This window comes from Shewanella scandinavica, from assembly GCF_031932065.1.
GTDB lineage: Bacteria > Pseudomonadota > Gammaproteobacteria > Enterobacterales > Shewanellaceae > Shewanella > Shewanella baltica.
On the sequence record NZ_JAUOES010000016.1, the window covers coordinates 1 to 13693 of the forward strand.

9 protein-coding genes are annotated in these 13693 nt (G+C 48.6%); 7 read left to right on the top strand and 2 right to left on the bottom strand.

Annotated features, from left to right (window positions below; genetic code table 11):
* Positions 1-375 precede the first annotated feature (375 nt).
* The 3 genes from Q4Q50_RS14120 (at position 376) to Q4Q50_RS14130 (ending at position 3953) form a co-directional block, all read left to right on the top strand.
* Positions 376-1500, top strand: a complete 1125-nt coding sequence (locus tag Q4Q50_RS14120; RefSeq protein WP_311899830.1) for a UDP-2,3-diacylglucosamine diphosphatase — start codon at positions 376-378, stop codon at positions 1498-1500.
* A 130-nt stretch (positions 1501-1630) separates the two neighbouring features.
* Positions 1631-3421: a bifunctional ornithine lipid synthase OlsF gene (gene olsF / locus Q4Q50_RS14125; RefSeq protein ID WP_503658091.1), complete on the top strand. Its 1791-nt coding sequence runs from the start codon at positions 1631-1633 to the stop codon at positions 3419-3421.
* A gap of 100 nt (positions 3422-3521) precedes the next feature.
* A complete protein-coding gene (locus tag Q4Q50_RS14130; RefSeq protein ID WP_311899834.1) occupies positions 3522-3953 on the top strand; it encodes a CBS domain-containing protein in 432 nt (143 codons plus the stop codon).
* Positions 3954-4015: 62 nt separating this feature from the next.
* On the opposite strand, the gene Q4Q50_RS14135 is transcribed toward Q4Q50_RS14130, so the two are convergent.
* Positions 4016-5368: an NCS2 family permease gene (locus Q4Q50_RS14135; RefSeq protein WP_311899836.1), complete on the bottom strand. Its 1353-nt coding sequence runs from the start codon at positions 5366-5368 to the stop codon at positions 4016-4018.
* Between the two features lie 525 nt (positions 5369-5893).
* Here Q4Q50_RS14135 and torE point away from each other — a divergent pair.
* The 4 genes from torE (at position 5894) to torD (ending at position 10517) form a co-directional block, all read left to right on the top strand.
* Positions 5894-6070: a trimethylamine N-oxide reductase system protein TorE gene (torE, locus tag Q4Q50_RS14140; protein ID WP_012089866.1), complete on the top strand. Its 177-nt coding sequence runs from the start codon at positions 5894-5896 to the stop codon at positions 6068-6070.
* 43 nt (positions 6071-6113) lie between these two features.
* Positions 6114-7292, top strand: coding sequence for a pentaheme c-type cytochrome TorC (gene torC / locus Q4Q50_RS14145; protein ID WP_311899838.1), 1179 nt, complete (start codon positions 6114-6116; stop codon positions 7290-7292).
* 15 nt (positions 7293-7307) lie between these two features.
* Positions 7308-9797: a trimethylamine-N-oxide reductase TorA gene (torA, locus tag Q4Q50_RS14150; protein WP_311899839.1), complete on the top strand. Its 2490-nt coding sequence runs from the start codon at positions 7308-7310 to the stop codon at positions 9795-9797.
* A gap of 90 nt (positions 9798-9887) precedes the next feature.
* Positions 9888-10517: a molecular chaperone TorD gene (gene torD / locus Q4Q50_RS14155; protein ID WP_311899840.1), complete on the top strand. Its 630-nt coding sequence runs from the start codon at positions 9888-9890 to the stop codon at positions 10515-10517.
* Positions 10518-10594: 77 nt separating this feature from the next.
* Here the strand turns inward: torD and torS are convergent, their stop codons facing one another.
* On the bottom strand, positions 10595-13687 hold the full coding sequence (gene torS, locus Q4Q50_RS14160) for a TMAO reductase system sensor histidine kinase/response regulator TorS (RefSeq protein WP_311899841.1): 3093 nt from the start codon (positions 13685-13687) through the stop codon (positions 10595-10597).
* Positions 13688-13693 lie beyond the last annotated feature (6 nt).

Genomic DNA, 13693 nt, shown 5'->3' on the forward strand with positions numbered 1-13693 from the left:
TAAAGGGGCAATAGCTTTTTAGCTAAACGAACAGCAGAAGTGTTAATTAAGATTGGCATTGTTGCAACTGTGACCGTTGGCGGCATGGATGCCGTCGTCGAACCCTCAGGGACGCTTCTTGTTAAATGCAAGGGCGGCGTGTCACAAGGGAAACAATGACAATTCATGCTGCAAACTGACAACAAAGTTATCTTGTTGGGGCAGAAGTGAGTTAAATCAACCTGTCGGTTCTAATTGCATCCTGATGTGAATCTTGACAGGTTCAGTCTAGGCTAATCCACCTTTTGTCATCTGCATGTCATCTAAACTTCATCATTCAGTCAAAGCCCCTCACTAAGCTCATATTCGTTAACAGCCTAATGGGGTGAATACGAGATGACAGGATTTAATTTCAAGGAATTTGAAACAACAGCGCAGGGACAGATAAATGACCCCAGCCTTTCACCTCCTATCTTTAACCGCTCGACGCAATCACCTACATCAGTTCCGACATCTGCACCAACACCCTCAAATCGATTCAATTCAGCTTCTTTTACCCCATCCGCATTAACTTCAGACCAGACGGCATCACCCCATACACCAAGCATCACAGTTAACGCCCTCTGGCTATCGGATATCCATTTAGGCTGTAAAGATTGCAAGGCCGACTACCTGCTCAGTTTGCTTGAAACCGTGCGTTGTCAGCACTTGTATCTGGTCGGTGACATAGTCGATTTATGGGCGCTGAAACGTAAGCTGCATTGGCCTGATAGCCACAATAAGGTGCTACAAAAATTCATTGAACTGGCACAAAACGGCACCCAAGTGATTTATCTGCCGGGCAACCACGACGAACTGATCAAACCCTATGCCGAGCTAAGCCTGTGGAATATCAAAATTGCCCGCCAACATATTCACCACGGAATTGGCGGCCATAAATTGTTGATGCTCCACGGGGATCAGTTTGATGCCGATGTGTGTGTCGGTCGCTTCTACGCCATATTGGGCGACCATTTATATGACTTATTGCTGTTCCTTAATCGCAATCTCCACAGCCTGAGGGAACGCTTAGGTTATCCCTATTGGTCACTGGCAAGTTACATCAAATCCAAAGTGGGTAAGGCTCAAGCCGCTATCGGACATTATCGCCAAGCGGTGCTCAACTATGCCCAGCATTTCGATGTTGATGGCGTGATCTGCGGCCATATCCATCAGCCAGAACTCTCAACTCACCCCAGAGCAGCACAATACTGCACGCCCCAAAGTACACCTGAGCAGCGGAAAATCATCTACGCCAACGACGGTGACTGGGTTGAAAACTGCAGCTTAATCACAGAAACCCTTAACGGTGACTTACAGCTGTGTCGCTGGAATGAACAGACACTCAATCTAGATATTCTCAGCAGCATAGCGTTAGTGCAACAGCCGCCTGAGACGCACAAAAATAAACAACAAAAAACGGCAGCGCAGCAAATGCCAAACACAAATACCGGCGAAACTCGCCCAAGGGATGTTGCCTAACACTATGAATCAACTAAATAACATTACTCATCAATCAGATAACGCTATGGAACACAATGACCAGACGCTAAACAGCAACCTTAAGCATAATAACCATGCCGTGCAGCCACCAGCGCTTAAGGCGAAGAGCATGATTTTTACCGTTGATAATATGGTTGAACAAAATCTGCCGTCGATCAATGACAAACCTTGGCTCGCTAAACCCGCTAAGGCCATGCTGCGTTACCTGCTCAATGAAAAACAATGCAACGATATCGCCAATCAATATGCCTATTTACAGGGCGTGGACTTTGTCGAGCAAGTGCTAGCGAGTTTCGACTTTAGCTTTACCGTGCCCGCCAACGAGATAGCAAACATTCCCTGTGAAGGCCGAGTGGTGATCTTCGCCAACCATCCCATAGGTTCGCTCGATGGCTTAGCGCTGATCAAACTTATCAGTGAAATTCGCCCTGATATCAAAGTGGTCGCCAATGAACTCTTGATGGCACTGGAACCGTTGCACTCAATCTTACTGCCAGTGCGCAATATGACGGGCGGCACACCGAAACAGCATTTAGAAAAAATCCACCAGCACCTGCGTAACGAAGGCGCTGTGCTGATTTTCCCGTCGGGGGAAGTCTCGCGCCTTCGCCCTAACGGCGTGCGAGATACTCAGTGGCACTCTGGCTTTTTAAAGATGGCGATTTCCTGTAATGCTCCCTTACTGCCGATATTTTTAGATGCCAAAAACTCTGCGACCTTCTACGGCGCATCTATGATTTACAAGCCACTCGCCACACTGCTGCTGGTGAAGGAAATGTTCAAACAGGCCAAACGCAATATGCCGATCCGCATTGGCGAGCTTATTCCCAATGAAGCAGTGCGCTCGATGGACTTTCCACTCAAGACCAAGATAAAACTGCTCAAAAATCACTTGTATCGTATCGGCAAAGATAAAGATCCGCTGTTTATCACCCAAAGTGCTATCGCCCACCCTGAATCGCGCCGTGAACTGCAAGCGGCGCTGCAGCAATGCGAGCTACTAGGGGAAACGCAAGATAACAAGTTGATTTATCTATACCAGCACCACGACAGCAATCCCATCATGCGGGAAATTGGTCGTCTGAGGGAAATCGCCTTTCGCGCCGTGGGTGAGGGTTCGGGCAAACGCCGCGATATCGACAAATACGATTCCTACTACCAGCACTTAGTGCTGTGGGATAAAGAGCAGTTTGAAATTGTCGGCGCCTACCGTTTCGCCAGTGGCGACAAAGTCTTAGAAAAATACGGTGATAATGCCCTCTACAGCCAATCGCTGTTTCAATACGCCGACAGCTTTATGCCCTTCGTGAAGCAAGGTTTAGAGCTTGGCCGCAGTTTTGTGCAGCCCAAGTATTGGGGTAAACGCAGCTTAGATTATCTGTGGTTTGGCATAGGCGCTTATCTCGCCAAACACCCTGAATACCGCTACCTATTTGGCCCAGTGTCTATCAGCAATCAACTGCCCGGCAGCGCCAGAGAAATGCTCGTACACTTTTACTCGCGGGAATTTGCGCCTGCGCAGCAGATGGCGGTTTCCATGTCGCCCTTTGGTTTATCCAAATCCCAAAAAGCCAAGTTAGATGATTTGTATTTCTCCGAGGATTATCAGAGTAACTTCAAGCAACTCAAACAAGTGCTCGCGAGTATGGGCGCCGCCGTGCCGACGCTCTACAAGCAATATGGTGAGCTGTGTAAGGCTGATGGGGTTAAGTTTCTCGCCTTTGGTATCGACGCCGACTTTGGCGATTGTATCGATGGCTTAGTGCTGGTGGACACCCACAAACTAAAGGGCAAAAAGTATCAACGCTACATAGGCGCGCACTTGCCCGAATCGGAGCGGATGCCAATCACAACGGATGATGAGCCAGAGGTTCAAGATCTTTGCGTTAAAACTTTGTAATGGGTGTTGGCTAAACATGCACCACTCTGTTATAAGTAACTGTAATGCAGCGCATTAACAGAGTGCATCCTAGGATGCGCAAGCTTATCAGGGGATCATCATGCCGATCATTATCGCCGATATTATGAGTACCCGAGTCGTCACGGTTGAAATGGACGACCGATTAACTGTGGCGAAGGAAATCTTCGACCAAGCGAACTTTCATCACTTGTTGGTCGTCGATGAGTATCAACTTGAAGGCGTGTTATCGGAGCGGGATCTGCTGCGTGCCATTAGCCCCAACTTGGGCAGTAGCGCCGAAACCGCAAGAGATTTAGAAACCCTGCAAAAACGTGTGCATCAAGTGATGACCCGTAATCCGGTTACCGTTGCACCCCACATCAATTTAGATACAGCAACCCGCATCTTGTTAGACAATGATATAGGCTGTTTGCCGGTGTTAGAATACGGTAAATTGGTTGGGATTGTCACTTGGAAAGACTTACTGCGGGCCTATTGTGAATACCGAGCACAAAATCAAAGCGAGTGCTAATCCTAAGACTGCACTCGCTTCTGTTTACAATAACTCAGTTTAAATCACTCAGTTTGCCTAACTTAAATCGCCCAACCACCCATATAGAACACCACTAAACCTAAGGTAATAGCGAGCACGCCTAACTTGAGTTTGCGCCATTCACCACTACAGATACGGCCGACAACCAGAGTCACAAAGCCCAGCATAATACCTGTGACGATATTACAACTTAAGATGATAAACACAGCGCAGGTTAAGCCTGCCATGGCATCGACTTTATCGTCAAAATCAAGTTTTGCTACGTTACTCAGCATCAACAAACCCACATACATTAAAGCAGGTGCTGTCGCATAGGCAGGCACTAAGTAGCTTAATGGCGCTAAAAACATCATCAATAGAAACAGTACGCCCACGATCGTCGCAGTTAAACCTGTCTTACCGCCCGCCGCAGTACCCGCCGCCGACTCGATATACACAGCCGCAGGTGCGCCGCCCACTAAACCCGCTACCATGCTGCTGACCGAGTCTGAGGTTAAGGCTCTGCCGCCGCCAACAATATTGTCGTCTTTATCGAGCAAATTCGCTTGGCCAGCCACAGCACGGATGGTGCCGGTCGCATCGAAAATTGCCGTCATCACTAACGCTAATACGATTGGCAATACCACAGGATTAAAGGCGCCCATGATATCAAGCTGACCAATCAGTGAATGCTCTGAGGTTAAATCAGGCAAGGCAAACAAACCTTGGTATTTCACGCTCGGATCGAACACTAAACCAAATACCGATAACGCGATAATCACCAACAGAATACCGCCAGGTACACCGCGGCGCTCTAAACCGATAGTTGCCGCTAAACCTATAACGGTCGCAATAACAGGCAAGCTGTTAATATCGCCCAACTTCACCGGTAAGCCTGCGCTATTGGCCACAATCAACTGCACACTGTTAGTCGCAATCAAAAGTAAAAACAAGCCGATACCTATGCCTGTACCGTGGGCTATGCCCTTAGGTAAATTAGCCAGTACCCACTGACGAACACCTGTCACGCTCACAAGTGTGAACGTCACGCCCATTAGGAAAATCGCGCCTAAGGTGACCGGAATCGACATGCCCTGACCTAGCACTAAGCTAAAGGCCGTAAAGGCTGTGAGCGAAATCGCGCAGCCAATCGCCATAGGTAAGTTTGCCCATAAACCCATGAGCAAAGAACCAAATGATGCAATTAAACAGGTGGCGATAAACACGGCGCCGGGATCAAATCCCGCTTGGCCTAACATGTTAGGCACCACAATCACTGAGTAGACCATAGCGAGGAAAGTCGTTAATCCCGCAATCACTTCTTGGCGAACTGTGCTGCCACGTTGTTGAATAGAAAAATAACGGTCCAGAAACGAACCAGAGGGTACGGCTGTTGAACTCAATTGCTCAGACATAATGTTGTTATACCTTGTGATCTCTTAAAATGGGGTCGGTACCAATTACCTAAAACGCAATTGGCGACGCTGGCTGCGGCAGATTAGAGCCCCAAATCCATCAGACTTGGGTGAGAGATCCACATCATTTTCCTACTGTGGGAAAAATCCATGATCTGCAAGCAGTGATGCTTCGCGATGATTAACAAGCCATTAATCATGTAGACGCAGCCGTTGTTGGCCGCGGATGATACTGGAATCTCCCAAAGATAGCTAAGACATCCCCTACACTTCGATAAAAAATTAGCGACAAAAGCCGAAATCAGTTGTTCAAAAAAACATCCTAAGCGATGACATCACGGCCTATTGAACTCACATTAATCACCGCCGAATTGTGCCAGAGCAGGGCTTAACTTACGCCCACAATAAAGTTTTCATAATCTTTCATATATTGTCAAACCCCATTCATCACAGCGAGCAAGTCCATTCACATCTCCCCTTTATAGTGCTCATATCAAAAATCGCTTTCGTTCGGAGTCGAGCCCAATGACAAAGCCACACCAACAAACACCCACATCGGATAAATCCACGCGCAAAAATGAGTTAAAAGCACTCGGGTTCATCATCTTTTTACTCTTCCCCGCGCTCACTATCGCAGGGATCAGTATTTACGGCTTCATCATTTGGATGATCCAAGCCTTCGGCGGCGTTGTCGGCCACTAATTTATATCTATTTACCATATAGTTACTTTTTGAGGACGCGATTATGAAGTGGTTAACCAACCTCTGGCGCACACTGAACAAACCCACTAAAGCGCTGACCTTAGGCGCCGTCAGCATCAGCGCTTTTATCATGGGTATCATCTTCTGGGGCGGATTTAACACTGCACTCGAAGCCACCAATACCGAAGCTTTTTGTATTAGCTGCCACAGTATGGAAAGCAAACCCTACCAAGAGCTGCAGGAAACTGTGCATTGGTCGAATCACTCTGGCGTTCGCGCCACCTGCCCCGATTGCCACGTGCCCCATAACTGGAGCCGTAAAATCGCCCGTAAGATGGAAGCCTCCCACGATGTCTGGGGTTGGCTATTTAACACAGTCAACACCCCAGAAAAATTCGAAGCCAAACGCTTAGAAATGGCAAGTCGCGAATGGAAACGTTTCGATCGCGATAATTCACTGGCCTGTAAAAACTGTCACAACTACAACTCGATGAAATGGGAAAGCATGTCCCCGCTGGCACAAAAACAGATGAAACGCGCCGCAGAAATCGACCAAAGCTGTATCGATTGCCACAAAGGTATTGCCCATCACTTACCGGAAATGGGCACGGCCCGTGCACCTGAACTCATCGCCGAAGTCGGCGCTGGCGTCAGCTCAGTCGAAACCAACCAAACCTACTATAGCGCCCTGACTAAGCCCTTATTCTTCACAGATAAAGGCGATGTGGAAGCTGGCACGCTCAACGTAGCAACGAAAGTCAAAGTGCTCGAAACCCAAGACAAACGCATCAAGATCGGCATTGATGGCTGGCGCAAAAAAATCGGTGCAGGCCGCGTGATCTACATGGACTTTGGCGTGAACATTTTGTCGGCACAGTTAACCAAAGACGCCGCCGAAACCGAAGGTGTAATCCAAACCTTTGAAGAGAAAGAAGACCCAATGACAGGCCTTAAATGGCAGCGTATCGAAGCGCAAATCTGGACCGACAAGGATTATCTGCTGACCGAGCTGCAACCACTTTGGGGCTATGCCCGCGATACCTTCCGCTCCAGCTGCAGTGTTTGCCACACCCAGCCCGATGAGGCGCACTTTGACGCCAATACTTGGCCGGGAATGTTCCAAGGCATGTTGGCCTTCGTGAATATGGACCAAGACACGCAAGCGCTAGTGCAGAAATATCTGCAGGAACATTCGTCAACTTTTGTGAAAAAAGAGCACTAATTCGGGAGTAATACCATGAACAGAAGAGACTTTTTAAAGGGTATCGGCTCATCCTCTTTCGTTGTCTTAGGTGGCAGCTCAGTGTTAGCGCCCTTAAATGCCTTAGCCAAAGCGGGCATCAATGAAGATGAATGGCTAACCACAGGTTCACACTTCGGCGCCTTTAAAATGAAGCGCAAAAACGGCGTCATTGCCGAAGTGAAACCCTTCGACTTAGATAAGTATCCAACGGATATGATTAACGGCATCCGCGGCATGGTCTACAATCCATCGCGTGTACGTTACCCTATGGTGCGCTTAGATTTTTTACTCAAAGGTCATAAGAGTAATACCCATCAACGGGGTGATTTCCGCTTTGTTCGCGTAACGTGGGACAAGGCATTAAGACTGTTTAAGCATTCATTAGATGAAGTCCAAACCCAATACGGTCCATCAGGTCTGCATGCGGGGCAAACCGGTTGGCGCGCCACGGGTCAACTGCATTCCAGCACTAGCCATATGCAGCGCGCTGTGGGGATGCACGGCAACTATGTGAAGAAAATCGGCGACTACTCCACAGGTGCAGGCCAAACGATTCTGCCCTATGTGTTAGGTTCAACCGAAGTGTATGCCCAAGGCACTTCATGGCCGCTGATCTTAGAACACAGCGACACTATCGTGCTGTGGTCGAACGATCCATACAAGAACCTGCAAGTGGGTTGGAATGCGGAAACCCACGAGTCTTTTGCCTATCTTGCGCAGTTAAAAGAGAAAGTGAAGCAAGGCAAAATCCGCGTCATCAGTATCGACCCTGTGGTGACTAAGACCCAAGCCTATTTAGGCTGTGAGCAACTCTACGTTAACCCACAGACAGACGTGACTTTAATGCTGGCCATCGCCCACGAGATGATCAGCAAAAAGCTCTACGACGATAAATTTATCCAAGGCTACAGCTTAGGTTTTGAAGAGTTTGTGCCCTATGTGATGGGCACTAAAGATGGCGTCGCCAAAACCCCAGAGTGGGCCGCGCCTATCTGTGGTGTTGAAGCCCATGTTATCCGCGATTTAGCCAAAACCTTAGTGAAGGGTCGCACTCAATTCATGATGGGTTGGTGTATCCAGCGCCAGCAACACGGCGAACAACCCTATTGGATGGCGGCGGTACTGGCGACCATGATCGGCCAAATCGGGCTACCCGGTGGTGGCATCAGCTATGGTCATCACTACTCGAGTATCGGGGTGCCTTCATCGGGTGCCGCGGCGCCTGGTGCTTTCCCCCGTAACTTGGACGAAAATCAAAAGCCACTCTTTGATAGCTCAGACTTCAAGGGCGCGAGCAGCACGATTCCGGTTGCCCGCTGGATTGATGCGATTCTTGAACCCGGCAAAACCATTGATGCAAACGGCTCGAAAGTGGTTTACCCCGATATCAAGATGATGATTTTCTCGGGTAATAATCCTTGGAACCATCACCAAGACAGAAACCGTATGAAGCAAGCCTTCCATAAGCTTGAGTGTGTGGTCACTGTCGATGTGAACTGGACGGCAACTTGCCGCTTCTCGGATATCGTACTACCCGCTTGTACTACCTATGAGCGCAACGATATCGACGTGTACGGCGCCTATGCTAACCGCGGTATTTTAGCCATGCAAAAGATGGTTGAGCCACTGTTTGATAGCTTGTCGGATTTTGAAATCTTCACTCGCTTTGCCGCCGTACTTGGTAAAGAGAAGGAATACACCCGTAACATGGGCGAAATGGAGTGGTTAGAAACCCTCTATAACGAATGTAAAGCCGCCAACGCGGGCAAGTTTGAGATGCCTGACTTTGCGACTTTCTGGAAACAAGGTTATGTGCATTTTGGTGACGGTGAAGTCTGGACGCGCCATGCAGACTTTAGAAACGATCCTGAAATCAATCCACTAGGCACGCCTTCAGGTTTGATTGAAATCTTTAGCCGTAAGATTGATCAATTCGGTTACGATGACTGTAAAGGTCACCCAACGTGGATGGAGAAAACCGAGCGTAGTCATGGCGGCCCTGGCTCTGACAAGCATCCGATTTGGTTGCAGTCATGCCACCCAGACAAACGCTTACACTCGCAAATGTGTGAGTCGCGAGAATACCGCGAGACCTACGCAGTCAATGGCCGTGAGCCTGTGTATATCAGCCCTGTCGACGCAAAAGCGCGCAGCATCAAAGATGGCGATATAGTGAGAGTCTTTAACGACCGTGGCCAACTGTTGGCGGGTGCTGTGGTATCGGACAACTTCCCTACTGGTATTGTGCGGATTCACGAAGGCGCGTGGTATGGGCCTGTGGGCAAAGATGGCAGCGTTGAAGGGGGAGCTGAAGTCGGCGCCCTGTGTAGTTATGGCGATCCTAACACTCTCACTTTAGACATAGGCACCTCTAAACTTGCCCAAGCTTGCTCAGCCTATACTTGCTTAGTCGAGTTTGAAAAATACCAAGGCAAAGTGCCTAAGGTCAGCTCCTTCGATGGCCCGATCGAAGTCGAAATCTAACCTTAAAACCGAAACGCTGGATGCGCCGAACGCGGCGCGTCTCAGCATCCAATCTTAGCGCCAAAACTAGGGCGTGTTGAGGAATATACTATGAGTCAAGTCGATATCAACCACGCCAGAGCCTTGGTTTATCAGCTGTTATCATCACTTTTTGCCCGCGAAGTTGACGAGCAAAGACTTAAGGAACTCACCAGCGAAGCGGCGCAGCAATTCTGGGAACAGCTTAGCCTAGAGGCGAAGTTCACTCAGTCAGTGGACAAAATTCGCAGCACACTCAATGGGATAAAAGATGATGAAGCGTTACTCGAACTCGCGGCGGATTACTGCGGTTTATTTCTCGTTGGCACCAAACACAGCGCTTCACCCTATGCTAGCCTGTATTTAAGTGGCGAAGATGAACCTCTGCTATTTGGTCAGCAACATCAGCAGATGAGTGAATTTTTACACCAGAGTAAACTGCAAGTGCAGAGTCATTTCCCTGAGCCCGCCGACCATTTGGCCGTGATGATCGCCTATATGGCGCACTTATGTTGTCACAGTGAAGACAGTGTCCAATTAAGCTTTTTGCAAACCTGCGTCGACTCCTGGTTAGCAAAATTTATTAACCAACTCACTCAATGCGACAAAAACGGTTTTTATAGTGCCGTTGCCACACTCACCTTAGCGTGGGTGAAGCTAGATATCGCACAGCTTGAACCCGCTGTGGCGGTGATTAGCTAAACGTTCTAGAGCGACTTATCTTTAGACTAACGCTATCCAATAGGTTGATGAGCAGGTGGGTTTATGAGCAGGCAAGTTCAGTCGTTTTGTGCAGCTAACCATTGGCTCAAGGCGGCAATGGATGCCTGCCTGCAAGACTCAAGGCGTTGAAATTCACTAAGCTCCAACGCGTTATTTGCACTGGCTTTATCTACACAATCTTTATTTGCACTGGCTTTTAGCGCCAGCTCTAACTCCTTACATAATTTAGCTAACGCTATCAATCCCATACTGGCACTGCTGCCCTTAAGCCCGTGCAGCAATTTGGCGACCTCTTCCTTGGGATTAGCTAGAGACAGTTTGGCAAGCTGCTCACGACTCGAATCACTAAAAAGATCGAGCATAGACATCATAGCTTCGCTGCCGAGTACGTCCTTATCTTGCGCTAACTGTTTGAGATCTAATAATGGCTCATTATCGACATCCGCTATTGTCGTTGTAATCTTAGCTTCCGTTGTGACTTGAGGCGGCGCAGACAACAGGTCATTCACGGTCGATGATGAAATGGATGCAGACAAGGGATAAACCGCAACACCAAGCCATTCTGTAAGGGTTTGTAGACTTAGAGGCTTAGCCAAAACAGTATCAAATCCCGCCTCGCGGTAATGCTGTAAATCCTCGCTCTGCATTTGGGCGGTAAAGGCTGCAAATTTCACACTAGGATTGGCAATTAACATTTTTAACTGCGGCAATAAATCGATTCCAGTGCCATCACTGAGCTGAATATCCAGCATCACAGCATCGAAAACCACGCCGCTAGACTCAACAAATTCAAGCGCCTGTTGGCAACTGACAGCAAGCACTGACTTGTGACCTAAGTGCGCTAAAAATCCCTGCGCCACCATAGCATTCACTTTATTGTCTTCTACCACCAGCACTTGGCGAGCAGGCACTAATACCCTCTCTGTTACCGCTTTGGCATAGGTCATATCGCATTCATTAAAGGCCAGTTCAAAACCAAACTCACTGCCTTTTCCTGGCTGACTCTTAACCCAAATCCCTCGGCCGCTAGCATTCATTAACTCAACCAATTGCTTACAAATGGCGAGCCCTAACCCAGTTCCGCGACTGCGACCTTGATTCGGTAAAGCACTGTAGGGCACAAACAATTTATCGAGTGCCGCAGGCGCAATACCTACGCCCGTGTCCTGCACGACAAAGGACAATTGGGTGCCTTGTAGACTAACAGTTAACGTCACGCCGCCCTCTTGCGTAAATTTAATGCCATTACCTATTAGATTGAACAACACTTGGCGCAACTTAGGCCCATCGATATTGATGCAACTTGGTAGCTTTGGTTTGTTCATTTTGAGGCTGAGGCCAGCCAAATTAGCACCGGCAACCATGATCGCCAGCACTTCATCGAGCAAGCTATTGATATCGGTTGGCCTTGGCTCGTGGCTGAGTTTCCCTTGTTCAAGGCGCGAAAAATCCAAAATATCGTTCAACACAGTTTGCAATAACGTGCCGCTATATTGCGATAGCGCCAACATCTGCTGCTGTGCTGGCGGTAAGTTACTGTGACCGAGCAAGGTTAATGTGCCGAGTAAACCGTTGAGAGGTGTGCGAATTTCGTGGCTCATGGTCGCAAGGAATTGGGATTTTGCCTGACTCGCCTCTTCGGCTATTTGCCTTGCTTTAGCATGGCCCTTGGCTTCTGCATCGAGGCGATTATTGGTATCGGCTAACTCTTGCGTGCGGGCAGCAACCGTTTGCTCCAACGCCTTTTTATGCTCGGTCAACTCATCTGCCACCTGACGTAAATCTGCCTGTAATTTAAGATTATGGGCAGTTTTACGCTTGAAGGCTTCGATAGCATTGGCCATCGCAGTCAGTTCATCATCCCCGTGGGCCTCTAAACTCACGTCAGTGTCACCTAAGCTCAAGCGGGACATGGCCTCGGTCGCCTGATTTAACCTAAGGGCGATACCGCGATAAATCACTCGATAGATCACAAAGCCAATCACCACAAACATCAAGGCACCTGTGCCCCAAAGCCCAAGCCTAGCAAGGGACAATTGGTGTAGATAATCACTACGAGCCAATTCTGCCTGTTGTTGCTGTTGATTTAGGGCGCGATCCACCAGCGTATTGAGTCCATAGAGTTTTTCGGCTAACTCTTGCTGTTGACGCTGTTGCTGCTGCAATGTTTGACTTAATTCCCGCTGTAATTTAATGATTTGCGGTGTGTGCGCCAACACTGCTAATTCGGTTTTTAACGCCTGCAAACGCCCCGGATCGCGAATAATCTCAGGCACATTATCGAGCGCCATCAAATCGATATTGATGTCACTCGAAGCTGGCACTGAATCCGTCTTATGGGCAAGCGCCCTCTCCATTGCCGTCGCTATCTCAGGCTCAGGAAGGGTAAAACTCGGGGAAGGATTCGTGCTTGCGAACGTCGCCAGTAACTTCGGCACACTTAATTGCAATTCTGACTGCAATTCGGAGGATTCAAATAACTGACTTAACAAGGCAATTTGATGAACTAACTTAAGGGCACGATTGAGCTGCTCTTGAATATCAAGTTCGCCCTCAATCACATCGTCGAGCAATCGGCCGCTGCGCTTCGCCCCTGCCATATCTGGATAGGCCTGACTCAACTTCGCCAAAATGGCAGAATTCACCACGGCGAGCTCAGATTGAAGTAATTCGGAGGCATGTCCTGCTGCAATGGACAATTCATGGGCCTTCAGCTGCAATTCATCGCCCATGGTCAAACGCCGACCCACACTTTTGCCAAGTGAAGTTAATTGGCTGATGATTTGTTCGGCCAGCTGGTTCAGATTTTGGCCTTCGTCGACATCCAATATGGTTAAGGTTTTGATGCCATTAAACATATTGACACTTTCAAGGCTCAGTTTACGACCAATAAACTCCCGTTGTCGTTCATCTTCTACCCGCCCTAACTGCTGCACACCATCAGACAAGGCATTAGAAGCTTGCACTAGCTGCCTTGCCGCTTGGGATGCGGGGAGCGACTCTTCGTACAAGTAACTGTCGGCCTGTTTTAACCAATGCAGACTTAAGCTGCCTAAGCTAACAAGCAGCATCAACAATACGCCTAACACACTGAAGGCGAGCATTAATCGACCGGTTAAACTGGTTCGCGATAAAGATAAAGGAGCCACACATCT